Source organism: Enterobacter cloacae complex sp. CARB60, from assembly GCF_036487345.1.
Lineage (GTDB): Bacteria > Pseudomonadota > Gammaproteobacteria > Enterobacterales > Enterobacteriaceae > Enterobacter > Enterobacter asburiae_D.
The window spans coordinates 716,492-742,049 of the sequence record NZ_JAZKLC010000002.1 but is presented as its reverse complement, the minus strand read 5'-3'; the positions used below and the strand labels follow the sequence as shown (position 1 = coordinate 742,049).

General features: G+C 52.2%; 30 protein-coding genes and 1 tRNA gene. 15 read left to right on the top strand and 16 right to left on the bottom strand.

Annotated features, from left to right (window positions below):
- Positions 1 to 84 precede the first annotated feature (84 nt).
- Together V4835_RS04665 and V4835_RS04660 are read right to left on the bottom strand one after the other, a co-directional pair.
- The gene (locus tag V4835_RS04665) at positions 85 to 1,050 is read right to left on the bottom strand and encodes a sugar-binding transcriptional regulator (protein ID WP_331411311.1); all 966 of its coding nucleotides are present in this window, start codon (positions 1,048 to 1,050) and stop codon (positions 85 to 87) included.
- Positions 1,051 to 1,296: 246 nt separating this feature from the next.
- Positions 1,297 to 1,827, bottom strand: coding sequence for an AAA family ATPase (locus tag V4835_RS04660; protein ID WP_131633621.1), 531 nt, complete (start codon positions 1,825 to 1,827; stop codon positions 1,297 to 1,299).
- Between the two features lie 165 nt (positions 1,828 to 1,992).
- Between V4835_RS04660 and V4835_RS04655 the strand changes: the two genes are divergently transcribed.
- The 9 genes from V4835_RS04655 (at position 1,993) to V4835_RS04615 (ending at position 9,840) form a co-directional block, all read left to right on the top strand.
- Positions 1,993 to 3,171, top strand: a complete 1,179-nt coding sequence (locus V4835_RS04655) for a site-specific integrase (protein ID WP_331411309.1) — start codon at positions 1,993 to 1,995, stop codon at positions 3,169 to 3,171.
- Between the two features lie 1,110 nt (positions 3,172 to 4,281).
- Positions 4,282 to 5,304 carry an IS21-like element ISSen3 family transposase gene (gene istA / locus V4835_RS04650; RefSeq protein ID WP_279750628.1) on the top strand — a complete coding sequence of 341 codons (1,023 nt, stop codon included), beginning with the start codon at positions 4,282 to 4,284 and terminating at the stop codon, positions 5,302 to 5,304.
- Positions 5,301 to 6,083 (top strand): IS21-like element ISSen3 family helper ATPase IstB, encoded by a 783-nt coding sequence (istB, locus tag V4835_RS04645; protein ID WP_001531258.1) that lies wholly within the window; start codon positions 5,301 to 5,303, stop codon positions 6,081 to 6,083. Before istA ends, istB begins: the two co-directional genes overlap by 4 nt.
- Positions 6,084 to 6,242: 159 nt before the next feature.
- Positions 6,243 to 6,617 (top strand): hypothetical protein, encoded by a 375-nt coding sequence (locus V4835_RS04640; RefSeq protein ID WP_121909468.1) that lies wholly within the window; start codon positions 6,243 to 6,245, stop codon positions 6,615 to 6,617.
- On the top strand, positions 6,610 to 7,074 hold the full coding sequence (locus V4835_RS04635) for a hypothetical protein (protein WP_121909470.1): 465 nt from the start codon (positions 6,610 to 6,612) through the stop codon (positions 7,072 to 7,074). Before V4835_RS04640 ends, V4835_RS04635 begins: the two co-directional genes overlap by 8 nt.
- Positions 7,075 to 7,084: 10 nt before the next feature.
- A complete protein-coding gene (locus V4835_RS04630; RefSeq protein ID WP_043876084.1) occupies positions 7,085 to 7,519 on the top strand; it encodes an endonuclease domain-containing protein in 435 nt (144 codons plus the stop codon).
- Positions 7,516 to 7,722, top strand: a complete 207-nt coding sequence (locus V4835_RS04625; RefSeq protein WP_043876083.1) for a hypothetical protein — start codon at positions 7,516 to 7,518, stop codon at positions 7,720 to 7,722. Before V4835_RS04630 ends, V4835_RS04625 begins: the two co-directional genes overlap by 4 nt.
- Before the next feature lie 117 nt (positions 7,723 to 7,839).
- Positions 7,840 to 9,063, top strand: a complete 1,224-nt coding sequence (locus tag V4835_RS04620) for a primase-helicase family protein (protein WP_043876082.1) — start codon at positions 7,840 to 7,842, stop codon at positions 9,061 to 9,063.
- Between the two features lie 477 nt (positions 9,064 to 9,540).
- Positions 9,541 to 9,840 (top strand): hypothetical protein, encoded by a 300-nt coding sequence (locus tag V4835_RS04615; RefSeq protein WP_233426257.1) that lies wholly within the window; start codon positions 9,541 to 9,543, stop codon positions 9,838 to 9,840.
- Positions 9,841 to 9,844: 4 nt separating this feature from the next.
- On the opposite strand, the gene V4835_RS04610 is transcribed toward V4835_RS04615, so the two are convergent.
- Positions 9,845 to 10,306, bottom strand: coding sequence for a helix-turn-helix domain-containing protein (locus V4835_RS04610; protein WP_015386388.1), 462 nt, complete (start codon positions 10,304 to 10,306; stop codon positions 9,845 to 9,847).
- A 108-nt stretch (positions 10,307 to 10,414) separates the two neighbouring features.
- On the opposite strand from V4835_RS04610, the gene V4835_RS04605 reads away from it, so the two are divergent.
- From V4835_RS04605 to V4835_RS04595, 3 genes are all read left to right on the top strand, one after another.
- The gene (locus V4835_RS04605; protein ID WP_015386387.1) at positions 10,415 to 10,729 is read left to right on the top strand and encodes a hypothetical protein; all 315 of its coding nucleotides are present in this window, start codon (positions 10,415 to 10,417) and stop codon (positions 10,727 to 10,729) included.
- Positions 10,730 to 10,907: 178 nt separating this feature from the next.
- Complete coding sequence (locus V4835_RS04600) at positions 10,908 to 11,519, top strand: recombinase family protein (protein ID WP_063922812.1); 612 nt, start codon at positions 10,908 to 10,910, stop codon at positions 11,517 to 11,519.
- 236 nt (positions 11,520 to 11,755) lie between these two features.
- Positions 11,756 to 11,956, top strand: a complete 201-nt coding sequence (locus tag V4835_RS04595; RefSeq protein WP_063922813.1) for a hypothetical protein — start codon at positions 11,756 to 11,758, stop codon at positions 11,954 to 11,956.
- Between the two features lie 4 nt (positions 11,957 to 11,960).
- Here V4835_RS04595 and V4835_RS04590 read toward each other — a convergent pair whose 3' ends face one another.
- The 5 genes from V4835_RS04590 to actS all read right to left on the bottom strand — a co-directional run bounded on the left by V4835_RS04590 (position 11,961) and on the right by actS (position 15,273).
- The gene (locus V4835_RS04590; RefSeq protein ID WP_063922814.1) at positions 11,961 to 12,575 is read right to left on the bottom strand and encodes a hypothetical protein; all 615 of its coding nucleotides are present in this window, start codon (positions 12,573 to 12,575) and stop codon (positions 11,961 to 11,963) included.
- A gap of 158 nt (positions 12,576 to 12,733) precedes the next feature.
- A complete protein-coding gene (locus V4835_RS04585; RefSeq protein ID WP_121909472.1) occupies positions 12,734 to 13,231 on the bottom strand; it encodes a hypothetical protein in 498 nt (165 codons plus the stop codon).
- Between the two features lie 23 nt (positions 13,232 to 13,254).
- Positions 13,255 to 13,818 carry a hypothetical protein gene (locus V4835_RS04580; RefSeq protein WP_139157762.1) on the bottom strand — a complete coding sequence of 188 codons (564 nt, stop codon included), beginning with the start codon at positions 13,816 to 13,818 and terminating at the stop codon, positions 13,255 to 13,257.
- A 557-nt stretch (positions 13,819 to 14,375) separates the two neighbouring features.
- A tRNA-Gly gene (locus V4835_RS04575) sits at positions 14,376 to 14,449 on the bottom strand.
- 80 nt (positions 14,450 to 14,529) lie between these two features.
- The gene (gene actS / locus V4835_RS04570) at positions 14,530 to 15,273 is read right to left on the bottom strand and encodes an amidase activator ActS (RefSeq protein WP_058840909.1); all 744 of its coding nucleotides are present in this window, start codon (positions 15,271 to 15,273) and stop codon (positions 14,530 to 14,532) included.
- A 163-nt stretch (positions 15,274 to 15,436) separates the two neighbouring features.
- On the opposite strand from actS, the gene idi reads away from it, so the two are divergent.
- A complete protein-coding gene (gene idi, locus V4835_RS04565) occupies positions 15,437 to 15,979 on the top strand; it encodes an isopentenyl-diphosphate Delta-isomerase (protein WP_331411305.1) in 543 nt (180 codons plus the stop codon).
- Between the two features lie 38 nt (positions 15,980 to 16,017).
- Here idi and lysS read toward each other — a convergent pair whose 3' ends face one another.
- The 5 genes from lysS to xerD all read right to left on the bottom strand — a co-directional run bounded on the left by lysS (position 16,018) and on the right by xerD (position 22,111).
- On the bottom strand, positions 16,018 to 17,535 hold the full coding sequence (lysS, locus tag V4835_RS04560; protein ID WP_023333300.1) for a lysine--tRNA ligase: 1,518 nt from the start codon (positions 17,533 to 17,535) through the stop codon (positions 16,018 to 16,020).
- A gap of 9 nt (positions 17,536 to 17,544) precedes the next feature.
- A protein-coding gene (gene prfB / locus V4835_RS04555; RefSeq protein WP_154816141.1) for a peptide chain release factor 2 occupies positions 17,545 to 18,643 on the bottom strand; the annotation gives its coding sequence in 2 pieces (ribosomal slippage) (positions 17,545 to 18,567 and positions 18,569 to 18,643; 1,098 coding nt in all).
- Between the two features lie 90 nt (positions 18,644 to 18,733).
- Complete coding sequence (gene recJ / locus V4835_RS04550; protein WP_331411302.1) at positions 18,734 to 20,467, bottom strand: single-stranded-DNA-specific exonuclease RecJ; 1,734 nt, start codon at positions 20,465 to 20,467, stop codon at positions 18,734 to 18,736.
- Positions 20,468 to 20,472: 5 nt separating this feature from the next.
- The gene (dsbC, locus tag V4835_RS04545; RefSeq protein WP_331411300.1) at positions 20,473 to 21,186 is read right to left on the bottom strand and encodes a bifunctional protein-disulfide isomerase/oxidoreductase DsbC; all 714 of its coding nucleotides are present in this window, start codon (positions 21,184 to 21,186) and stop codon (positions 20,473 to 20,475) included.
- A 28-nt stretch (positions 21,187 to 21,214) separates the two neighbouring features.
- Entirely contained in the window at positions 21,215 to 22,111 is an 897-nt protein-coding gene (gene xerD / locus V4835_RS04540) for a site-specific tyrosine recombinase XerD (RefSeq protein ID WP_331411299.1), read from the bottom strand.
- 101 nt (positions 22,112 to 22,212) lie between these two features.
- Here xerD and fldB point away from each other — a divergent pair, with 101 nt between their 5' ends.
- Complete coding sequence (fldB, locus tag V4835_RS04535) at positions 22,213 to 22,734, top strand: flavodoxin FldB (RefSeq protein ID WP_331411298.1); 522 nt, start codon at positions 22,213 to 22,215, stop codon at positions 22,732 to 22,734.
- A gap of 6 nt (positions 22,735 to 22,740) precedes the next feature.
- Here fldB and V4835_RS04530 read toward each other — a convergent pair whose 3' ends face one another.
- Entirely contained in the window at positions 22,741 to 23,151 is a 411-nt protein-coding gene (locus V4835_RS04530) for a protein YgfX (protein WP_021242050.1), read from the bottom strand.
- Positions 23,132 to 23,398 (bottom strand): FAD assembly factor SdhE, encoded by a 267-nt coding sequence (sdhE, locus tag V4835_RS04525; protein WP_010435322.1) that lies wholly within the window; start codon positions 23,396 to 23,398, stop codon positions 23,132 to 23,134. Before sdhE ends, V4835_RS04530 begins: the two co-directional genes overlap by 20 nt.
- A 294-nt stretch (positions 23,399 to 23,692) precedes the next feature.
- Between sdhE and ygfZ the strand changes: the two genes are divergently transcribed.
- Positions 23,693 to 24,673 (top strand): tRNA-modifying protein YgfZ, encoded by a 981-nt coding sequence (gene ygfZ / locus V4835_RS04520; RefSeq protein WP_126796288.1) that lies wholly within the window; start codon positions 23,693 to 23,695, stop codon positions 24,671 to 24,673.
- Positions 24,674 to 24,758: 85 nt separating this feature from the next.
- Here the strand turns inward: ygfZ and trhA are convergent, their stop codons facing one another.
- Entirely contained in the window at positions 24,759 to 25,418 is a 660-nt protein-coding gene (gene trhA / locus V4835_RS04515; protein WP_063144936.1) for a PAQR family membrane homeostasis protein TrhA, read from the bottom strand.
- Between the last annotated feature and the right edge of the window lie 140 nt (positions 25,419 to 25,558).

Below are 25,558 nucleotides of genomic sequence, written 5' to 3'. Positions count from 1 at the left end.
TCCCTTATCTGCCTTTTTCAAATCAGGAAGGAAGCAGTGCATATATGAAACACAATGCGGCGCAAAATGAATTCAATGTGACCATTAATCCAGAAGTTTTATAGCCGTATCAAAATCAGTAATCAGCACATTCAGAAGACCTGATTTGAGAGAGGCAACTATACCTTCATATTTTTCGTCCCCCCCAGCAACCCCAATCAGTTTCTTTGTGGCCCGCAATTGTTCTGTCGTAATGCCGAACCCCAGGCGGTTCAGCGGGCTATCCAGTATTTCGCCTTTGCTATTTACCAGGGTTACGCATACATCAGCAGTAATGTCCTGACTAAGTAAAGTCTCACGCCACGCTTCAGGGAATATATCGCATAAACTGGAAGAGCCGGTTTTCCAGGCCCCAATGCCCGTAATAACGACATCCATATTTGAGTAAAACTTTTGCGTATCCTGAACAGCCTGATCGTCTGCGAGTTTCTGGGCTAAACTTTCGTCATCCACCCACATGGGTACATACATCGGGTGCGCTCTTCCGTGGGAAATGGCAGCGACTTTGTGAATTAAATCAATCGGCCCCTGACTAAATTCAATGCCTGGATGAACGCCAGAAAGCTGAACCACATCCAGCACGGGTAATGTCGTCAGTTGACTCACAGTACTTGAAAGAACCCGACCCCAGGCGAGACCAAATTTCATACCCTCTTTGAGGATCTCACTCAGGTAGGTCGCCGTTATCCCTCCCAGCTTGACGTTTAGCTGTTCCTGGGAAGACCAGGACTCGGAAACGGAGAGCACAACGGCATCCTGCAATCCGTATTTTTTGCAGAGATTTTGCGCTATTTCCTCGTCCAGAGCCTGCTGTTTAGGGAAGGTAAATTTTACATACTCTTGCGCAATGGCTTCATCAATCAGGCGTGCAACTTTGAAGCGAGACAGACCGAGCTCCTCGGCGATTTCTATTTTCGTCTTCATTTCAGAGAAATAACGCTTAACAACAAGAGAGTAGATAAAACGGGGATCGTAGTTGCGCAGCTTTGGATTTTTGTTCTCTTTTGGCATAGCGGTTATCCATATATAACGAGAGGCATCACAAGTCATTTGAGCGGCATGCTCAGATGCCATACTCAAAAGAGTACACTTTTAATCGCTCATCAGATACGGGACCCTCGCGGAATTTTGTGTTTTGTGATGCAAAACGTCCTGGCAGGGTAAATTATAAAGGGTGGAAATGGTTGAGAAAGATAATCTGAAAAACCAACCACGTTTTGCAACGTAATGTTCACTCCAGCCGTTACCCGGCTTACTCTATGAACTTACCGGCGTGCAGAAACCGCGCGACTTCATATGCTGCAGGATCCGCTCTACCGCCTCTTCGGCGGTCAGCATGGAAGTGTCCAGAGTCAGGCTAGCAGAACGCCAGGGTTCGTATTCACGGGTAATCACCTTTTGCCAGTCCGGCAAAATATGGCCGCTAATATCCGCAGTGCGGTTTTCAACGCGATATCGATGCTGGGTTTGGTCGGAGCAGGTAAATTCTATCTCCAGAAAAGGCACGGCATTCACGGTCGCGACCTCTCTCCAGGCCTGGCGGGTAATGGCAATGGGATTGACCGAATCAGCAATCACCAGGTTACCCAGCCTGAGGTTATCCTCGGCTAGGGAGTACGCCACCAGATAGCCGGCGGGCCCCATATCCTGCGTAGTGACGGTTTTGGCGCGAATCAGCGCCTGCTCAATCGAATCAATGCGTAACCAGACTGCATCCAGCCTTGCGGCAAGCAGGCGAGCAATGGTTGATTTCCCGGTGCCGGGCAGACCGCCAAAGATCAGTAACATAGTTATCTCGGTGTGGAATGCTGAGACTGCTGATTTATTCTGGGAAAAATGAGTGTAGTAGACTTGAAACTGGAGCGGGCGAAGGGAATCGAACAACCTCCCTTAACAGCCTTGAAAGATCTCAAAACTGGTAGTTGATGACGGAGATTGTAGAGGAAAAATCTCATGTCTATCAAGGCCCAATCTTATTTATATCCTACTGCTGACGGCGTTTGGATGTTCCAGATCTTCATTCCGGTGTACATGCGCCACATCTTCGGAGGGAAACGCCTGTACCGGAAATCTACAGGCACCAGGGATCTGGCAGCAGCAAAACATTTCCGTAATCACATGCTGATCGAGTGGAAAACCCTGAAAGAACAGTATTCCCCGGATACGGAGGAAAGGCGCATACAACACGCCATCGCAGGACTGCATAAGCAAGCCACATTACGCGCCCCACTCCAAACAGTACCGACACTAACCACTATCCGCGATCAATACGCGGACAAATACAGAGACAAGCGCTCATTCTCGACGCTGGCTAAATCTGCTCGCGCCGTCGAGGTGTTTCTCGCATCGCTGGATCGGGTAGATGTTAAAATCACTGAGATCAGACGGTCACAAGTGACGATGTTCATCAACCAGCAGGGCAAGAAAGCCCCTCAAACCGTCCAGAACTGGCTAACGTGCCTGGGGAGCCTGTACGAGTATGCTCGGAGAAGTCATGACGACATAGCGCCGGATAACCCGTTTCACGGCATGAACCTCGAAGCGAGGGCGACGATTGAAAGTTATCAGCCGTTCGATCCTGACCAGATGCAAAAGCTACTGGATTCAGCAGAGCCAGAGATCAGGAACATTATCACTATGGGACTCTTTTCAGGATGCCGCCTTGATGAACTGGCAAGCCTCAAGAAGTCAGAGATCCAAACGGTGGAAGGTGTACGCTGTTTCTACATCTCGAAGTCAAAGACCAAAGCGGGGATCAGGCATGTCCCTATTCACTCCCGGCTATCTGAGATTGTCGATGACTATTTGAGTCACGCTTACGGCGAATACCTGTTTCCACAGGCTAACAGGATTAACCGGAAGGACGGCAAGAAAGGCCCCTTCTACTCTCAAGCGTTCACCAGACTACGCCGTCGTGTGCTTCCTACAGCCACAGACCGCCAATGCTTCCACAGCTTGCGCGGTATGTTCATAACCTGCTTAGACCGTGCAGGAGTACCAGAACAGCGGATCGGAGCCATAACGGGACACACAGACCAGAAATCGAAGACGGAAGCCTTCCGCACCTATTCCCAGGGCGCGAGCATGGAGGAGCTAAAAAAACATGTGGAAATCGTTAATTTTTTATGGTAATGGCTTGACTTTCAGTAAGGAAATGTGCTACCCTACACACGAAGTTCGCGAGCGAAGCGAGGGAGGTTTGTTATCCCGAAGGGATAGAGCTACCTTTGTACAATAGTATTCTTTCATGTTAGTCATGAAAGAGAGAGTATGTCTGTTCCTGTGTATCAATCACTACTCAGGTGTACTCTCTACCTCCGATCTGAATTAACCATTAGCCTACCCTGATAATAATCTGTTCTTGTTACTACCTGATGTAGCTACGTAGGTATGAGTAATCCGAAGTCATGCACTGATCCAACTATCATAAACTTAACCTTTATAATAATCCCTTCCTGTTACTCACCGATAACCACCACCAGAGATCCATCTCGATGAGATTCCAGAGTATGCTGGAGAGTCGTCTCGATGATTACCGTCTTCATTTAACCACGTCCACCAGCAGCCCCTGAACGCATTACAGCCTGTCTCCCTGACGTTCACCCATCCTTTGAGAGAAAGCAGCACACAACGCAGCAGACGAAGCGAGAGCAGCGCCCAAACTGGCACATCGTGCAGCCGTCGCCCTTCTCACTGGTGCAACATCCAGAAGATGATTCCCAGAGCCACCAGCGGCGCTACCTGACGTTGTGGAGAGTGGAAGCCCCCCGATCAAATGCCTACGCTCTAATGAGTGCTCCGGGCCGTTCTCTCTGACAGCTTCACTGTATTCCCACTATCCACTTCCGACCATGCAGATCCAGACAATACAACTCTCAAATCACATTTAAATACAAAAGTCAACAAAAACAACTTGACAAAAAGTGCTTTTTCCTGTATTATAAATCATATAGGGAAGCAATGTTGAAACGGTGCTCATTCGTCACATGGTATGAGCGTACCCCATCGGGGAATACACGCGAGATCTCGCCGCCTTTTATAGAATCTACTCCCCTAACGCTATTCCCATAGTAGCAAGCATGACCGTGCGCAACGTCGTACACTCTCCGCAGAATAAAGCCTCCAGGTTGCCGAATGTTTTTCTCCTTAGCCCAGATGTCACCAACGGTGCAAAACTGATCCACCCCAGCGGTTGAAAATTGATCCAGGGGTTAATCTGCTCCTCTGAATACAGGGGAGCTTATGATCACTTTTGAGATTCGTATGGAAATTAAAGTCCTGCACAAGCGGGGAATGAGTATCCGGGCCATTGCCAGGGAGCTGGGTATTTCGCGCAATACTGTCCGCAGCCACCTGAAAGCTAAATCTGAAAAGCCGCAGTATTCACCACGCCCGGCACCATCATCACTGCTCGATGAATACCGTGATTACATCTCTAAGCGGATCAGCGATGCGCATCCCTACAAAATTCCGGCGACCGTTATTGCCAGGGAAATCATGGAGCTGGGCTATCGTGGAGGGCTTACTATCCTGAGAGAGTTCATCCGCAAACAGACCCTGCCAGCACAGGCAGAACCGGTCGTTCGCTTCGAAACCGAGCCCGGACGGCAGATGCAGGTTGACTGGGGGACCATGCGAAACGGCAAGTCACCCCTGCATGTGTTCGTTGCTGTTCTGGGATACAGCAGAATGCTTTACATCGAGTTCGCCGACAACATGCGCTACGACACGCTGGAAGCCTGTCACCGCAATGCGTTCAGCTTCTTCGGCGGTGTACCGCAGGAAGTCCTGTACGACAATATGAAAACGGTGGTGCTGCAGCGTGATGCTTACCAGACCGGGCAGCACCGGTTCCATCCTTCCCTGTGGCAGTTCGGTAAAGAGATGGGCTTCTCTCCCCGCCTGTGCCGTCCCTTCAGGGCGCAGACTAAAGGCAAGGTGGAGCGGATGGTGCAGTACACCCGAAACAGCTTCTATATCCCGTTAATGACGCGCCTGCGCCCGATGGGGATCACCCTCGATGTTGAAACCGCAAACCGTTACGGCCTGCGCTGGCTGTACGATGTGGCCAATCAACGTAAGCATGAAACTATCCAGACCCGCCCCTGTGATCGCTGGGTGGAGGAACAGCAATCCATGCTGGCACTGCCACCGGAGAAGAAACAGTATGACGTGCAGGTTGATGAAAGCCTGATGACCTTCGACAGGCAGCCGTTGCATCATCCACTCTCCATCTATGACACGTTCTGCAGAGGAGCCGCATGATGGTCGAACTGCAACATCAACGGCTGATGGTACTTGCTGAACAGCTGCAGCTGGACAGTCTTATCGGCGCAGCGCCGGCGCTGTCGCAACAGGCGGTGGATCAGGAATGGAGCTACATGGACTTCCTGGAGCACCTGTTACATGAGGAGAAACTGGCCCGGCATCAGCGTAAACAGGCGATGTACACGCGGATGGCAGCCTTCCCGGCGGTGAAGACGTTCGAGGAGTACGACTTCACCTTCGCCACCGGCGCTCCTCAGAAGCAAATCCAGTCGCTGCGATCCCTGAGCTTCATAGAGCGTAACGAAAACATCGTGTTGCTGGGGCCATCGGGCGTGGGAAAAACACATCTGGCGATAGCTATGGGCTACGAAGCAGTACGGGCGGGCATCAAGGTTCGCTTCACAACAGCAGCGGACCTGCTGCTACAGCTGTCCACTTCACAGCGTCAGGGCCGTTACAAAACGACTCTCAATCGTGGTGTCATGGCCCCGAAGCTGCTTATCATCGATGAAATAGGCTATCTGCCGTTCAGTCAGGAGGAAGCCAAGCTGTTCTTCCAGGTCATCGCCAAACGTTACGAGAAGAGCGCGATGATCCTGACCTCCAACCTGCCGTTCGGGCAGTGGGACCAGACGTTCGCAGGTGATGCGGCCCTGACATCGGCGATGCTGGATCGGATCTTACATCACTCACACGTAGTCCAGATAAAAGGAGAGAGCTATCGACTGAAGCAGAAACGAAAGGCCGGGGTTATAGCGGAAGCTAATCCTGAGTAAACAAGGTGGATCAATATTAAACCGTTGGTGGTGACGGTTAGTGGATCACTTTTTACCCGTTGTTGACACCAGAACCCGATCTGGGTGGTTGTGTTGGACATTTGGATCAATCCTTCCTGGGGGCTTTCCTGCATTTGAACATAAGGAAAATCATTACAGTTGAAAAGTCAGACATTAAAAACCATTGCCGAATGGCTCCCCCGCTTTGAGTTCCACGTTTACCGCGACAGGCTACGCCAGTACGGAATGCCAACCACCCCGCAGCGAGTAGCGTTTATGTATTGGGCTGAGGAAGTGATGCAACATTGCTTCACCTTCGAGGACTTCGTAAACGAGTGGAGCAATGGCAACGATCACCGCGAAATCAACAGATGGTTGCAATCCTGCTACATCGGCATGGAGTTTTACCAGGGCAAAACGTATTACGTAACGTCTTACCTCGTCGGTGGGAAGAGTCCGTTTTATTGCCCACGCTGCAACCGCCTCAACATCAAACGACTATTAGAAATCAAGGAGAAACAAAAGCGTGACTAAACTACCAGCCGCATTAATGCGTGAAGTAAAAGCAGAATTTAAGGCCCAGCGCGAAAGTTACATTTCAGGATACATTGAAGCCCATCTGTCTGATGTGTTCAGCATCTCAGACTTCTACCCTGTGATCCTCACCACGCTACAGCAAGCTATCCTCGACGGGTACACCATAGCCGACTATAACCGCCAGCCGTTCTATAACACCGGGGAACCTGCAATTCGCATTGTGTTGAACCGCAAGCAAGATGAAATCGAGGCTGACCGTACTGCCCTCACCACAGAGGCAGAAGCCCAGCTTATGGCGTCCCTGATGGCTCAAGCAGAAGAATATTACACCCAAGCCGTAGCCGAAGAGGAACGCCGCCAACATGCAGAAGCAGCCGCGCAAGCCGCAGCAGCAGCCGAGGCCCAGACGTTCGCCAGCCGTTTACGTGTCGCCCTCGCGGACACTGCGAGGTAAGGGACAGGTTATGTTCATTCACTATGCTCAGAAGAGAAACCCGGCGAAGCTCTCTCAGAAAAGCGCCAGCGCCTATCGCCAGATGATGACCGCCGAACAGGGCGGGAAAGATTTCATAACAGGCTCGCCACTGACAGATCCAGTTATTGACCACGACCACAGAACAGGGCATTGCCGCCTTATCCTGAACCGTGTAACGAATGCCATTGAAGGCGATTTCAATCGCATCTTGTCTCGCATTGCCTACCGTGAAGACTTCACACCGCTCTTGTGGGAAGTTTATTTCGGTCATCATAGCGATCTGTACGATGAGTTATACGACGCAGCGCTCGACCGCAGGAACGGCTTTCTCAAAGAAGATGACTTCGGATTTATCTTAAAACAGTTTGCGGTGTATTACGCCGTCCGCTTTGACCAACTTCACCACCTGGAGTATTACCGATGACCAAAAACCCGCAACAATCCTTAGCCTGGTTAAAGCACTATTGGAGCCACCAGCAACAGGACATGCAGAAATCAGAAATCAAGCTCGAACCACTGAACAAGCCAGAGTTATTCGACAAAGCAGTAGATAAAATCACCATTGGTCAGTTCTATCAGTGGTTACTTTCCGAAGGCTACATCTTCAAAACTAAGGATAACAAATAATGTTGAAACTCATTATTGCACGCGACGTGCTCAGCTGGATTGATGCAAATAAGGGCGAGGACAGCCGCCCAACATTCATTATTAAAACTTTACGAAATGCTATGAACGAGGGCACTGATGACAGAAAAGCAACAAATAAGACCACTGATTGACCATTTACAAGCAGAAAAGTACGCGTTTATCAGCGCTCAAGGTAAAATACTCCTCCACCACATCCCCACGAATACAAATCACTGTCTGGACATTCTCGAAAGGGAATACCATTTATCAACTGGTAGAAAGTGGCGGCGGGATTATTTAAACCTTCTTTGGGATCACATTCCATTCATCAAAGTTTGCGATTTCAACCCGGCGAAGCCATACGGTATCGATCAGAATGGAACCCTGAATACGTTCAGGCGCTGGCACAGCGACAAGACACCAGCCGCAGATCTGACTCTCTGGCTTGAGTATCTGGCGAGGCTCTTCCCTGACCAGGCAGACCGCGACACAGTGAGCGCATACATGGCGCACATGTTCCAGCACCCGGAACAGCGCCCAAGCTGGCACATCGTTATTCCGAGTGATACCGGGACAGGCAAAGGTTTTTTGTTCAATCAAATCCTCTCGCCGCTCCTGATGCACCAGACAACGCTTTACTCCAACTACGGCACCCTGACGGGCGTCCACAATGATGCGATGGCCCGTACAATCCTGATCCTGTTCGATGACCCACCGCCAGCCAGACGTAACATGGCAGATCGGTTAAAAAGCATCCAGACTGAACCGATGATCGAGATTAACAGGAAGTATGAGCAGCCTCGAAAGGTAGCCACTTACACCCGGTTTTTCACGTTCAGCAACAGTGAGAGTCCGATTGAAGTGGAGGCGAATGATCGCCGCCATTACTGCACCCATTACATACGCCACCGGGCGAATAGGGAAGAAACAGCAGAGTTTATTGCCCGTCTTGCTGATTGGCTCGCCGTGGGCGGTCTGGAAGCCGTACACGCCTGGCTAATGGCTTACCCGTTGGAATCCTTCAATCCGTATCGCCCACCGTTCAGTTTGGCACTTGAGCGCATGAAACAAGCCAGCATCACGGAAGAGCAGAACGAAGCGGAGATCTTCACCGGAGAAAATCCGGCGTTTGCATTCCAGGCATTTCATGACGCTTGCCCATCATTCCCACGACCACAGGATGCGAGTCAATGGCTACGTGATAACGGGTACATGAGCGCCAGAGTGAGCACTCGCGCAGGGCTTAAATCAGTCTGGTATCAAGCGCCGCAGGACGGCAGCAGCAAGATCCCGGAGAGTGTTCTCTCCTGGTTTGTTGATAAGTATTACCCGGCCCAGTGATCAGGGCTACAGGGCTATGGTTTTAGCCCTGTATTTTGAAATCCGCGCCGCCACTGGCCTGATCAGGGCTACAAGGCTAACAGGGCTATTTATCAAGTATTCTTAGATCTTTATCGACTTCACCGTTTTTATAACGGGAAGAGGAGACTCCCGCCAGAGTTTCCCGCAAGGCATTAGCCGCCCCATTTCAGCCGCTCGCCGTGACGTTCGTCATGGTGTAGCGATCTGCTGAACAAGTATTAAAAAGCAAATCTTTAAATCACTCATACAGCGAGTCTGTACTTGCGCCCCATCCGGGCGGCGAGGGTAGCCGCACACATTCCCGCCCAGAAAGTGCCAGCGCACAGCCAGGGCATCAAAACAAATCACTTTTATTCAGGAGGCCATGTAATGGCACGACGCAGCAAAGCTGTATACGAAGAATTTTTCCAAAATGGGCGCAAGGCACAGCGCATAGAAGAAGTTGAGCGCCAGCTTATGAACACAGACCACCAGAACCACCGTCAGCTTGAAGCGGAGGAACTCAGCACGGAAAACATGGAAGACCATTTCCCTCGTGTTATTCCAAACACGCCAATCATCGAGTGGTTGCCGGGATACTACATCCATCGCCTTGAGTGGGAAGCGTACCGCGACGGGCGCAGCGTGATAGACGCGCAAGAACCGCGCCAGACGGTTGACCCGGAGCTAATCTCGTACCAGTGGAATCACTTTGTAGTTAACTCACGCTTTCCGTGGAAGCTGGAAGATCACGCCATCGTTTACACCTTCGTTTAGCGTTTTACTTTTCGAGAGAGTCCCAGCGAACCGCAGAAACTATCCCCCAGTTGCCGTTTGCATTTGGTCGCTTCCATTTCGCAGTCTCCATCTTACGCAGGTAGTCTAAAGCCTCTTCGAAAATTAGAAACCTCTTAAGGTTATCAGCCTCGCCAACGACATAAGACCGATCCCGATTACTCGCAAGCCCCGGATTAAAACAAGTGCCGTCCTTCGCATACGGAACAATCACAATCTCTGTATTTTCAGTTTGATTAGATGCAAAGAGTTGCCATGCTTCAACCCCAAGCGCACGAGCCAATGTCTCAATAGCATCAAGCGACGCATTTGACGTCCCTCGTTCAATCCTGCTCATGTAGCTACGAGCAAACCCACAGCGATCAGCAAATGCTTCCTGGCTAAGACCAGAAGCAATGCGAAGCTGTTTAACTCTTTGTCCAAACAAGGCTCTTAGATTCTTTTGCATCTGCTAAAGATGCAAGTTTAGACCTCTAATCAGCCACGCTCTAATCGTGACATTTCGAACTAATGTTGTATGATTTGCTCCTTCCACAGAACACAAACCAGGAACATTATGAAAAAGATTCTTATGGCGGCAGTATTGATTGCGACGGCGACTAACGCTTACGCGTTGAGCCACGGGGATAGAGCCACCCTAAAAGAAGGAACATTTAACTGTAAGAAGCTGACCGATTTTTACGAGATGATCAGTAACATTCAGGACAAAGACCAGCAAGGTATGATTGGTCTCATTACTTCCGGTAAATGCCGTCTCCTAAAAGAATCGATGACAGTTGAGATTCAGAACGTAGACGAAAAGGGTTTTGTTTCCTTCATCACTCCAGGTGGTCACGGTGGCTGGGCTGTTCAACAGTTTTTTGAAGAGTAATCCCCTTCTATCTCTTAATGGCGTGAATCCTCACGCCATCACACAAGCGTAGCATTTGAGTATACATTAGCGCTACGTGATAAAAGTGGCCTAAAAAATGTAGTTTAAATGACGTTTGACTATTTAAACGCTACATGCAATTATACTACAATCCAAACGCTACATAAGGACTGCCCTGATGACCACCAGCCGAGTTTATGCCTATCTTCGCGCCTCCACTAAAGAGCAGGACGCGACACGCGCCAAAGCAGCATTGGCAGAGTTCGCCGCCGCTCGTGATTTGGGCCACGTCACTTACTTCACTGAGAACGTGAGCGGAGCCAGTTTACAGCGTCCGGAGCTTATGCGCCTGATAGACATAGCCGCGCCTGGTGACATTCTATTAGTGGAGCAAGTAGACCGCCTGAGCCGCCTTAACGCTGAGGACTGGGAGACACTGAAAGCCCAGATCGATAGTAAAGGTTTGCGAGTGGTGGCTCTCGACCTGCCTACCAGTTACGAAGTGTTAAAACCCCAAGGCGAGTTTATGCAATCCATGATGAAAGCTATCAACGGCATGATGTTAGAAATGCTGGCAGCAATCGCGCGTAAAGACTACACAGACCGCCGCCGCCGTCAGGCTGAGGGCATCAGCAAGGCGAAAGCTGAGGGCGCTTACAAGGGCCGTCCAGTGAATGACAAGCTACACGAACAGATCCGCGCATGGCATGAAGCTGGTAAGACAAAGAGCGAGATCCATCGCCTCACAGGTGCAGCCCGAACCACCATTAACAAAGTGCTGGAGGCGTAAGCCACAGCTTAACAGAATCCTTTCTGGGGCCTTGTCAGCCCCGCTATCCCACCACCAGCCCTGATATTTGACGGGCGTCCCCGTCAGGATTAAGGACGCCAAAACTTATAGCTTAACGGCCCACGCAATACGGTCACTTGTTCACCGTAACATTACCGATACCAGGCGCGGCCTGGATTTAGACAAGCAAGCCGTTAGCCGTGTGATCAATGAGATGAACTTATAAGGGGGAACACATGAAAAACAGCTTACTGGTGCTGACGCTGGCGCTATTATCAGCCCTCGCCCACGCAGGGCGCATCACCCTGATTCTGAGTGATGAAGAGGAGACAGACAACGCGAAGATTTGCGTATACAGCAACGCCAATTATACGGAGACAGTGACGATCAGACTGTCGCAGCAATGCCGCTACACAATGACCTTTGAGGAGGAGTAGCGATTTAAAACTTCTCTTCGTTCATCAAACTTCTGAGATAGCGCAATTCACTCGCACAACTTCTGGCCTCTCTGACATTTGACTCTAACGCTTCAATTCTTTTTCCGTTCTTAGAGTCTGAGAATACTTCAGCCGCATGCCCAGCAATTTCATGTAAAGTGCATGCTGAAATAATGGCTAAATCAAGAAGCGGCTCGCCCACATAAGCATCTCCTGATTTTTTATTTCGCACTTCGCCGTTCCACCCGGGATTTCTTAAGAAACAAGGGCTTGTTTCAGATGGAATAAGATAGCCATGCATAAGGCTATTTCTGTAATTTGACAAATCAAGAGCCGCCAGTGAAGCATCCTGTAATACTGCATTGCATTTTTCGCTTAACTTTGCATTCCCAGCACCGAAGGTATTGAGCACATCTTCAACCTTCAATTTCTCTGTAAATGGTCTTATCCCCCGAACGTCAGTTTCAGTTAATGTCCAAACTGCTCGCTCAAGCGCTGTTTCAAACAACCCATACTGAACCACAAATGCTCCAATTTTCATCAAACGGTCTGGAGTAAGATGTAAAGCGAAAAGTCGCCCCATAACTAAAGCGGATCTCTCTTCATAATTGTCAGACATTCAAGGTACTCGTAACTCATTGCTATCAGTGGAAATAGCATAATAGATAATGATCATAACGGATAGCGCCGTATCGGTTTACACACAGAAGAAAGAACTGAAAAGGGGCTTATGCCCCTTAATTCAAAATTTTAGCCACTCGCTTCAGGCGTCATGCTCTAAAGATTCGAAGTATCGCTTGCGACTCGGCTGTTCGGAATGTAACGAACAATGGTCTGCGCCATAATCCCAGAAATAACCATCTGGCTTAACTCAACCGTAGTGTCACGAAGTTTCCATGTTGCTTTGTCTGAATCTGAAAACTCAGGTTTCCCATACTTCTGAGTTAGCAATTGACTCAATGTGTCAAATTGACTCGCAGCGATACCTTCATTTTTTTTCTCATTACTGGCTACGTTCGTTTGTACAAGACGATCAGCGCTATTAAAAAGGAATGTGACAGTATAAAGACCGCTACCGATCGATACATTATCAATCTGCACTTTCCCAAAATTATCATTATACTTTTCTGGTGAGATCAGATGTGCGCCACTGCCCTGAGCCGCAACAACTTCTGACGGATTCATGCCCCATTTAGTATTTCCATAACCAATGCCCTTAGCTAATGAGAGCAGAGGTAAAGTTAGAATTACGAAAGCCATGAGTAGTTTTTTCATTCCATCCCCACGAATTGAGTTTATTAATTGTGAACCAGCGTACAATGATCCCATTGCTCAGTGCTTCTTGCTATACGGTCACTTATTGCAAAGTTCATCAGCCACGAATCATAGGCGTACACTTTGCTTTTATCATCTGCCGTCATCAACTTGCCTTTAGTTTCCAGCTTTGGCGATAACAAGTATGTGCCGTTTAAACGGTTAGCTTTGAAGCTATCAACATACAACGTTACTTCAGCACTCCCCAGCACACGTAGAGCGCCTATTCTGCCATTCTTTATTGCCGCTATCGAATACTGACAGAGATAAGTTTTAGAGGTCGAAGCCGTGCTTTTTCCATCGACTTTCTTCGAAGCTTGAACTGATGACTTTGGAACTGAACGTTGAAGAGAAGATGAAGGGTAAGAGTATAAATTGCTGTTATAGGCCGAAGAAGAGCGAGAACCTCCACCACATGTTTTCCATGCTGCAATACATGAATTTCCACATGGAATCCCTTTCTTGCAGTTCTTTGCGTATGCAGAAAACGACAACCCAGCTAACAGAAATGTGCCCACGGTTATCCTAACCAACGAAGACCAGCCCATAAACCACCCTTCTTTTAAGATTTTCCTCACATGATACCATACTTAAATCAAGGCGATAGAGGCCAATAAGCCCGTTGGTGGTAAGACAGCGTGCGGAGCCGTTAGGCGACAACATCAGGGAATGTCAGACAGTGAAGTTTATCAGGATGACCATGTACCCGAAGGAGCGAGGCCGAACCGCTGGCAGAGCTTGCATGTGGTGTGCAAGTACCATAACCACCATAAAACCTGTTTATTCCCTGCAACGTCATCACGACGTGTGGCATGTGGGAGCATCGGCAAAAATGCGCTTCACTGAAAGTTTATGAGAAACTATGCCCGGATCAGGCTTTTCCTTCACGTTGTGCTATCGCGGTGTGAGGTTGAAACTGCCGCCGCCGAATAGTTATACTCTCACTTCCATAGTAACTATCCGTGACAACTAAAAGTGTACCTTGTGGTGATAGTTTGCCGTTCAATGGTAGAACGATCACGACAACTTACTTTAAGGTAAGTTGTTGATAGCGAAACACGTTTAAGCCAGTAACTGGCAGTGTTTTGCCACAAGGGGAGAGATCTGGAGCGGGCGAAGGGAATCGAACCCTCGTATAGAGCTTGGGAAGCTCTCGTTCTACCATTGAACTACGCCCGCTTTGAGGTGCGTAAGGCATTATAGACCTTACACACCTTCATACAAGCCTCTTCGCAACTAACCGGCGATTAAATAATCACTTAGCACTTCGGTTTGCTGCCTGGCGCAGGAAGATAACGCTGCGGATCGATGGCCGTCGCCTTATAGCGAATCTGGAAATGCAGCTTCACCGCGTCCGTACCGGTGCTGCCCATGGTGGCAATCTTCTGCCCGGCTTTTACGTTCTGCCCGTTGTTGACCAGCATCGTGTCGTTGTGCGCATAGGCCGTGATGTAGTCTTCGCCATGCTTAATCATGATCAGGTTACCATAGCCGCGCAGCTGGTTACCCACGTAAACCACCTTTCCGGCACCGGACGCATAAACCGGGGTACCGCGCGCGGCAGCGATATCGATGCCTTTGTTACCCCCCTCAGACAGGGAGTACGGCAGCACCACTTTACCGCTGGCCGGCCAGACCCAGCAGCGTTGGCCGACCGGCGGCCAGGACGACTGCGGCACCGCGTAAGACGGCGTCACTTTGGCGGTTTTGCCTTTCGAAGAGGATTTTTTACCCGAGGACGATCCGCCGCTAACCTTCAGCTGCTGCCCCACCTCGATGGTATAGGGCGGTGAGAGATTATTCAGCCGCGCCAAATCCTTCACGCTGGTCCCCGTTGCGCGCGAGATTCGATACAGGGTGTCCCCGCGCTTAACGGTATAGACCGAACCGGAATAGCTGCCCATATCCGACGATTTGCTTCCTGAACAGCCCGCCAGTAATAGCGTCAGCGTCAGGCAAAAAATGGCGGTGATGGGGTTTCTCGTCAGGCTTCCTGCAAACAAAACAGATCCTCGGTCAGCGTGAATGGCGCACTATGATAACAGCCAAAACGAATATGGGTCATGCCCTTTTCCGCTCTACGAGCCAAACCGTTCGTATAAGAATGCCGTATAATGATCCGGCTGATGGTGCTGAACCACTCGGCAATTTGGCACTGGAGCATCAATGAGTATTCAAGAACACGTTATTTTGGTAAACGACCAGGGAATGGTGATTGGCACTCAGGAAAAATATGCCGCGCACACCTTACATACCCCGCTGCATCTGGCTTTCTCTTCATGGCTTTTTAACGCAAACGGCGAATGTCTGATCACCCGACGCGCCTTAACCAAAAAAGCCTGGCCCGGCGTCTGGACCAACTCGGTCTGCGGCCACCCGCAGTCCGGCGAAGAGACGATACAGGCGATAATCCGCCGCTGCCGCTTTGAAGTGGGCGCTGAACTGACCGATATCACCGCCGTCGCCCCTGAATTTCGCTATCGGGAAGCCGACCCGTCCGGGATCGTGGAAAATGAAATTTGCCCGGTATTCGCTGCCCGCATCACCAACGACGTAACGATAAACGAAGATGAAGTGATGGACTATCAGTGGGTTGAGCTGGACGCGTTATTCCGCGCGCTGGACGCGACGCCCTGGGCCTTTAGCCCGTGGATGGTCATGGAAGCGACAACTGCCCGCGATAAACTCAAAGCCTTCGCGGCGCAATAAAAAAGCCCCTTTCGGGGCTTTTTTTACATCTTAACGCCTTATTTCACCGGGCGCATCGCCGGGAACAGGATCACGTCGCGGATGGTGTGGCTGTTGGTGAACAGCATCACCATACGGTCGATACCAATCCCCAGACCCGCCGTTGGTGGCAGGCCGTGCTCCAGCGCGGTCACGTAGTCTTCGTCGAAGAACATCGCTTCGTCGTCGCCTGCCGCTTTCGCATCTACCTGGTCCTGGAAACGCTGCGCCTGGTCTTCCGCATCGTTCAGCTCGCTAAAGCCGTTGCCGATTTCACGGCCGCCGATGAAGAATTCGAAACGATCGGTGATTTCCGGGTTCTCGTCATTACGACGCGCCAGCGGAGAGACTTCAGCCGGGTATTCGGTGATGAAGGTCGGCTGAATCAGGTGCGCTTCGGCCACTTCTTCGAAGATCTCGGTCACGATACGGCCCAGACCCCAGCTCTTCTCAACCTTGATACCGATGCTTTCGGCAATCGCTTTCGCAGAGTCGAAGTTATCCAGATCCGCCATGTTGGTTTCAGGACGGTATTTCTTGATCGCTTCGCGCATGGTCAGTTTTTCGAACGGCTTGCCGAAGTCGAAGACTTCTTCACCGTAAGGGACCTGCGTGGTGCCGAGAATATCCTGCGCCAGGGTGCGGAACAGGGATTCGGTCAGTTCGATCAGATCTTTGTAATCCGCGTACGCCATATAGAGTTCCATCATGGTGAACTCTGGGTTATGACGAACGGAGATACCTTCGTTACGGAAGTTACGGTTGATTTCGAACACGCGGTCGAAACCACCGACCACCAGACGCTTCAGGTACAGTTCCGGCGCGATACGCAGGTACATGTCCAGGTCCAGGGCGTTGTGATGGGTGATGAACGGACGCGCAGACGCGCCGCCAGGGATCACCTGCATCATCGGGGTTTCCACTTCCATAAAGTCGCGGTTGACCATGAACTGGCGGATACCGGCCATGATCTGGGAGCGAATTTTGAAGGTCTTGCGGGAGTCATCGTTAGAGATGAGATCCAGGTAGCGCTGACGATAGCGCGCTTCCTGATCCTGCAGGCCGTGGAATTTGTCCGGCAGCGGGCGCAGGGCTTTGGTCAGCAGACGCAGCTCGGTACAGTGGATAGACAGTTCACCGGTTTTGGTTTTGAACAGTTTACCTTTCGCACCCAGGATATCGCCCAGGTCCCACTTCTTGAACTGCTCGTTGTAGATGCCTTCCGGCAGGTCGTCACGGGAAACGTACAGCTGAATACGGCCGCCCACGTCCTGCAAGGTCACGAAGGAGGCTTTACCCATGATACGACGGGTCATCATACGGCCAGCAACGGCCACTTCGATGTTCAGCGCTTCCAGCTCTTCGTTCTCTTTAGCGTCGAAGTCAGCGTGCAGTTGGTCTGAGGTATGGTCACGACGAAAATCGTTCGGGAACGGCACGCCCTGCTCGCGCAGCGCTGCCAGCTTCTCACGGCGGGTTTTCAGTTCATTGTTAAGATCGACTACCGCGTCAGCGCCCTGTGCTTGTTGTTCAGACATGTTGGTTCCTCATAACCCTGCTTTCAAACTTGCTTCGATAAATTGGTCCAGGCTGCCGTCCAGCACCGCCTGCGTGTTGCGGGTTTCAACCCCGGTACGCAGGTCTTTGATGCGGGAGTCATCAAGGACGTAAGAACGGATCTGGCTACCCCAACCGATGTCGGACTTGTTGTCTTCCATCGCCTGTTTCTCAGCATTTTTCTTCTGCATCTCCAGCTCATAAAGCTTCGCTTTCATCTGCTTCATGGCCTGGTCTTTGTTCTTATGCTGGGAACGGTCGTTCTGGCATTGCGTTACCGTGTTGGTTGGAATGTGGGTAATACGCACCGCAGATTCCGTACGGTTAACGTGCTGACCACCCGCACCGGATGCGCGGTAAACGTCGATACGCAGGTCCGCCGGGTTAATTTCGATATCAATATCTTCATCAACTTCCGGGTAAACAAACGCGGAGCTGAAGGAGGTATGACGACGGCCACCGGAGTCGAACGGGCTCTTACGCACCAGGCGGTGAACGCCGGTTTCAGTACGCAGCCAGCCGTAGGCGTAATCGCCAATGATCTTGATGGTGACGGATTTCAGACCCGCGACTTCACCTTCAGACTCTTCGATAATTTCGGTTTTGAAGCCGCGCGCTTCTGCCCAACGCAGGTACATACGCGTCAGCATGCTGGCCCAGTCCTGCGCTTCGGTGCCGCCAGAACCGGCCTGAATATCGAGATAGCAGTCAGCGCTGTCGTATTCGCCGGAGAACATACGGCGGAACTCAAGCTGCGCCAGCTTCTCTTCCAGCACGTCGAGTTCTGCCACGGCTTCGTTAAAGGTTTCTTCGTCGTCAGCTTCGACGGCCAGCTCCAGCAAACCGGAAACATCTTCCAGCCCCTGGGCCATTTGATCCAGCGTATCTACGATAGCTTCGAGAGAGGAACGCTCTTTACCCAGCGCCTGTGCGCGTTCAGGTTCGTTCCAGACGTCCGGCTGTTCCAGCTCGGCGTTTACTTCTTCAAGACGCTCTTTCTTGGCATCGTAGTCAAAGATACCCCCTAAGAACGTCAGAGCGCTCCGTGAGGTCCTGAATACGGTTTTTTACCGGATTAATTTCAAACATGGTCTGTTTTCTTTTATGGACTTGTCAAAATGCGGTGATAAGAGCGGGATTGTACCGAATCCACGCCCTTTTTTATAGAGATTACTGCCGCTAAATTGGCCAGATATTGTCGATGATGATCTGAAGGGTGCGGTTACCGCGAAACTCGTTGATATCCAGTTTGTACGCCAGCTCAACCTCGCGCACGCCGTTGTCCGGCCATACCGCCGTGTCAACGTTGAAGGCGATGCCGTCCAGCAGCGGACCACCGCCCACGGGCTCGACCATCACTTTCAGATGACGTTCGCCGACGATACGCTGCTGCAGCAGGCGGAAACGCCCGTCGAACAGCGGTTCCGGGAACATTTGCCCCCACGGACCGGCATCGCGGAGCATTTGCGCCACGTCCATCGTCATCTCAAGCGGTGAAAGCTCGCCATCGGACACCACTTCCCCCTGCAACAGCGCCGGGTCGATCCAGTCGGTGACCAGCTCACCAAACAGACGCTGAAACTCGTCGAACTTCGCCTCTTCCAGCGACAGGCCCGCCGCCATCGCATGGCCGCCAAACTTGATCATCAAACCCGGGTACAGCGTATCAAGACGCTCCAGCGCATCGCGCATGTGCAGACCCTGGATTGAGCGGCCAGAGCCCTTCAGCGTGCCGTCGCCCGCGGGCGCGAACGCGATCACCGGACGGTGGAAACGCTCTTTAATGCGCGACGCCAGAATGCCGACCACGCCCTGATGCCACTCAGGATGGTACATAGCCAGGCCGCCCGGCAGCGTATCGCCGCTGCGTTCAAGCTTTTCGCACAGGGTCAGCGCTTCGGCCTGCATCCCCTGTTCAATCTCTTTACGGGTCTGGTTCAGCGCGTCCAGCTCGTTGGCCAGCACGCGTGCTTCACCAATGTTATCGCACAGCAGCAGCGCCACGCCGACGGACATATCGTCCAGCCTTCCGGCTGCGTTAAGACGCGGCCCGAGGGCAAAGCCCAAATCGCTTGCCGCCAGCTTGAGCGGATCGCGGTTGGCAATCTCCAGCAGCGCCTTGATCCCCGGACGGCACTTGCCTGCCCGGATGCGGCTTAAGCCCTGCCAGGTCAAAATGCGGTTATTGGTATCGAGGGGGACCACGTCCGCGACGGTACCCAGCGCCACCAGATCGAGATATTCGGCCAGGTTCGGTACGGCAATACCGCGGGAGTCGAACCAGCCCTTGTCGCGTAAAAGGGTACGCAACGCCAGCATTAGATAAAACGCCACGCCCACGCCTGCGAGGGATTTCGATGGGAAATCGCAGTCGCGCAGGTTGGGGTTAATAATCGCTTCCGCATCCGGCAGCGTTTCGCCCGGCAGGTGGTGATCGGTGACCAGCACCGGGATCCCCAAAGCGTGAGCATGATCGACGCCCGCATGGGAAGAGATCCCGTTATCGACAGTCATGATCATCTGTGCGCCACGCGCGTGGGCCTGATCGACCACTTCCGGACTGAGGCCATAGCCGTCTTCAAAACGGTTCGGCACCAGATACGTGACGTTATCGCAGCCCAGCGCGCGCAGGCTGAGCACGCTCAGCGCGGTGCTGGTTGCGCCGTCGGCGTCGAAATCGCCCACCACCACAATCCGCGTCCCCTCACGAAGCGCGTCGTAGAGCATTTCAGTGGCTTTTTCGATACCGCTCAGCTGCTGCCAGGGGAGCATCCCTTTCACGCTGCGTTCAAGATCCTCAGCGCTACGCACGCCGCGGCTGGCATAGAGGCGCTTAAGCAGCGCCGGGAGATCGTCTGGCAAATCAACCGGTTCAACCGCCTCGCGGCGGCGCAATTTTATTGGGGCTTTCACGCGGATTATTCACCACCAAACTGTTTCTGGTGCGCGTCGAGGAACTCTTTCATCTCTTTCGGTCCCTGATAGCCCGGAACGACATAGCCGTTGCTCAGGACAATCGCTGGCGTACCGCTCACGCCAAACTGCACGCCGAGCGCGTAGTGGTTAGCGATATCAATGTCGCAGGAGGCTGGCTTAACGCCTTTGCCGTTCATCGCGTCGTCAAACGCTTTGTTGCGGTCTTTCGCACACCAGATCGCCTTCATGTCCTGCTCTGGCTGGCTCTGCACGCCCGCGCGCGGGAAGGCCAGGTAACGCACGGTAATGCCCAACGCGTTGTAGTCTTTCATCTCTTCATGCAGCTTGTGGCAGTAGCCACAGGTGATGTCGGTGAAGACGGTAATGACATGTTTTTCCTGCGCCGCTTTATAGACGATCATCTCTTTTTCGAGCGCGTTCAGGTTTTTCATCAGCAGCTGGTTGGTAACGTTTACCGGCTGCGCGCCGCTTACGTCGTACATTGGCCCCTGAATAATGTGTTTGCCGTCTTCGGTGACGTACAGCACACCGCTGTTGGTCAGTACCGTTTTCATGCCGGCAACCGGGGCAGGCTGAATATCGCTACCGGTGACGCCAAGCTTAGCCAGCGACTGTTTGATGGCGGCGTCGTCCGCATGGGCGAAACCGGTAAATGAGGCTGCCAGCAGGGTGAACAGCGCGAAAGACTTTTTCATATGTGATCCTGTTACAATTCGTCGGCACTCACGCACGAGGGTGGTGCTGTTGGTGTAGCTGCCGCAGGCGTTCCGTCGCGACATGGGTGTAAATTTGCGTCGTGGAAAGATCGCTGTGCCCCAGCAGCATCTGCACCACGCGTAAATCAGCGCCGTGGTTTAACAGATGCGTCGCGAAGGCGTGACGCAATACGTGCGGCGAAAGCTTTTCACTGTCGATACCCGCCAGTGTGGCGTAATGCTTGATGCGATGCCAGAACGTTTGCCGCGTCATCTGCTGGGCGCGCTGGCTCGGAAACAGGACGTCGATAGACGTACCATTGAGCAGCCACGGACGACCGTGCTCCAGGTACGTTTCCAGCCAGTAAACCGCCTCTTCACCCAGCGGAACCAGCCTTTCCTTGTTTCCTTTACCGATGACGCGCACCACGCCCTGACGCAGGCTGATGTCGCTCATCGCCAGGCCAACCAGTTCCGAAACGCGCAAGCCGGTAGCATACAATAGCTCAAGCATGGCTTTATCGCGTAACTCCAGCGGCAGGTCAACAGCCGGTGACTGTAATAATCTCTCAACTTGTGCTTCGCTGAGGTCTTTCGGCAGCCGCTGCGGAAGCTTAGGGGATGCCAGCAGCGCGCTGGGATCGTCTTCGCGAATCTTCTCACGGTAGAGGTACTGGAACAGCCGTCGCATGGCGCTGAGCAAACGTGCGGAACTGGTGGCTTTGTAGCCCCCCGCGATACGTTCCCCAAGCAGCGCCTGCAGGTCGTCACGTTGTGCGCTCGCAAGGGATAACCCCCGTTGCGCAAGCCACTCCACCAGCATGGTGAGATCGCGACGGTAGGCGCTGAGGGTATTCTCGGCCAGATTTTTCTCCAGCCACAGCGCGTCGAGAAACTGTTCGATCAGTGCGAGATCCTTTTCCACATCAGCCCCTTTGATTCTGCAGTCAGGCCATTATGCCTGATTGCGACCGGTTTCTGGTACACTACGCGCATAGTCAAAGCAAGAATTGAGATAGTTACGCGATGAATATTGGTCTGTTCTATGGTTCCAGCACCTGCTACACCGAAATGGCGGCAGAGAAAATTCGCGACATCATTGGCCCGGAACTGGTGACGTTGCATAACCTGAAAGATGACGCGCTTACGCTGATGGAGCAGTATGACGTGCTGATCCTCGGCATCCCGACATGGGATTTCGGCGAGATACAGGAAGACTGGGAAGCTATCTGGGACCAGCTTGATACGCTCAACCTCGACGGCAAAATCATTGCCATGTACGGCATGGGGGACCAGTTGGGTTACGGGGAATGGTTCCTGGACGCGCTCGGCATGCTGCACGACAAACTGGCGCCGAAAGGGGTGTCGTTTATCGGCTACTGGCCAACCGATGGTTACGAGTTCACCAGTAAAAAACCGATTATCGCCGACGGCGAGCTGTTTGTTGGACTCGCGCTGGATGAAACCAATCAGTACGATCTCAGCGATGAACGCCTGCAAAGCTGGTGCGAGCAGATCCTGGGCGAAATGGCAGAAAAGTTTAGCTAACGCGCGTTACCCCTGCGTCGTCTGTTGCAACAGCATCCGGCGCAGGTCTCGCCACTCGGCAGCATCCATACTGTCAGCCGCCAGCCACAGATGCTGGCAACGCCCGCCGTCCACCTTGCGTAACCGTAACATCATGCCGCAGTTGAGCATCCAGGGCATACCGAGAATATCCCACTCTTTCCCCTGCCAGCGCAGGCGGGAATCCATCAGTAATTTAATCTCTCCCTGGCGGGCATTAATGCGACGCTGGCTGCGAACGCTGTCAAAAACGACAAACGACAGTAACAGCAGCCACAGAGGCGTATAGCTCAGCGGCCATGGCATCAGTAACACAAAGGCCGCAACCAGGCCGTGGAGCAATAAAGACATCCACTGCGAGCGCCACGAGACGCGAAGATCAGATTGCCACAGGACCACGTTCCCGATTCCGTGTTTGAATTAATTGCACCATCCGTTGCAACTCGGTGTCGGCGGGTTTGCCGTGGTTCATCAGCCAGTTGAACAAATCCGGATCGTCAGACTCAAGCAGGCGAACAAACAGACGCTTATCGTCATCGCTTAAGCTGTCATACTCATATTCGAAGAAAGGCATGATGGAAATATCAAGTTCACGCATGCCGCGACGGCACGCCCAGTGAATACGGGCCTTGTTGTTAATATCCATGTTCAGTTTCCTGCATTACGTTTGGCACAGTCGGTACCCCGTTCAGTGTTCTTTATTTCTCTACGGGGACACCAGCTAGTGTAACGTGTTTTTGACCGTTTCATTACTGGAATATTGCGATCGCCGAGCAGGCTTCCAGAATAATCCCTACAAAGACAGCGGATTACATTATTTTGCGTAGCGCTACGCATAACCGGTTTATGGCACAAATGGTCTGTTGAAAGCGCTTGCATTGCCTGCAGGCTCTTTTACCATTAGGCATTATCAAAGCGTTAAGCAATTCAGGATATCGTTATGGCATTTACACCATTTTCTCCTCGCCAGCCCGCCGCCTCTGCGCGTCTGCCGCTGACGCTTATTTCTCTTGATGACTGGGCGCTGGCAACGCTCACCGGTGCCGACGCCGAAAAATACCTGCAGGGCCAGGTGACCGCCGACGTCAGCCAGATGACAGAACACCAGCACCTGCTGGCCGCGCATTGCGATCCAAAAGGCAAAATGTGGAGTAATCTGCGTATCTTCCGCCGTCAGGACGGCTTTGCCTTTATTGAGCGCCGCAGCCTGCAAGAGGCCCAGCTCAAAGAGCTGAAAAAGTACGCGGTCTTTTCCAAAGTCACGATCGCCCCGGACGACGAACATGTGCTGCTGGGTGTGGCCGGTTTCCAGGCGCGTGCGGCCCTGAAAAATCTCTTTAGCGAACTGCCGGATGCTGAAAAGCAGGTGGTCAGTGAAGGCGCGACCTCCATCCTGTGGTTTGAACACCCGGCAGAGCGTTTCCTGTTAGTCACGGATGCGGCAACCGCCGAACGCGTGACCGAAGCGCTGCGCGGTGAAGCGCAGTTTAACAACAGTCAGCAGTGGCTGGCGCTGAACATCGAAGCGGGTTTGCCGGTGATTGACGCCGCAAACAGCGCGCAGTTTATTCCTCAGGCAACCAACCTGCAGGCGCTGGGGGGCATCAGCTTTAAAAAAGGCTGTTACACCGGCCAGGAGATGGTGGCGCGTGCAAAATTCCGCGGCGCAAACAAACGCGCGCTGTGGACGCTGGCGGGCCATGCGAGCCGTGTCCCTGAAGCGGGTGAAGACTTAGAGCTGAAGATGGGTGATAACTGGCGCCGCACCGGCACCGTGTTAGCCGCCGTACAGCTGGATGATGGGCGTCTTTTGGTTCAAGCCGTGATGAACAACGACATGGAAGCCGACAGCGTGTTCCGCGTGCGTGACGATGCGAATACGTTGAGTATTGAGCCGCTGCCGTATTCTCTGGAAGAGTGATGCTGTATCGCCCGGTGGCGCTGCGCTTACCGGGCCTACTTATCCCGTAGGTCGGGTAAGGCGAAGCCGCCACCCGACAAAAAAACTACACCTGCCCCACATACAAATAAATCGCCAAAAAGTGGCACACGCTGCCGCCCAGCACAAAGCCGTGCCAGATGGCATGGTTGTACGGGATGCGCTTGCAGACGTAGAAAATCACGCCGAGCGAGTACACCACGCCACCTAAGGCCAGAAGCGTTACGCCCCCTACCGACAGTTTGACCGCCAGTTGATACACCACAATCAGCGACAGCCAGCCCATGGTCAAATAGGTGACCAGTGACAGCACCTTAAACCGGTGCGCTATGGTCAGCTTAAACAGGATCCCCAGCAGTGCCAGGCTCCAGATAACAATCATCAGGCCACGCGACAGCGGTGAGTTGAGCCCCACCAGTAAAAACGGCGTGTAGGTGCCTGCAATAAGAAGATAGATAGCACAGTGGTCAAATTTCTTGAGCCACGTCTTGGCCCGCTGATGCGGGATCGCGTGATACAGCGTCGACGCCAGGAACAGCAGGATCATACTCCCGCCATACAGGCTGTAACTGGTAATGGCCATCGCGCTGGCATTGGTGTCCACCGCCTGCACCAGCAATAATACTAAACCGACAATCCCAAACACCAGGCCAATGCCGTGGCTGATGCTGTTGGCTACTTCCTCAGCCAGCGAATATCCCTGTGCGATTAATGGTCTGCTCACCATACAAAACTCCGGGAAAAAAAAGATGATTATTCATCGCATAACTATGCTAACTGAGAATGATTCCAGTGAACACCTGTTAGCTAAAAAAAAATCATTTCAAAATTTATACCTAAAAATCATAGACATAAAGAAATCTTTCA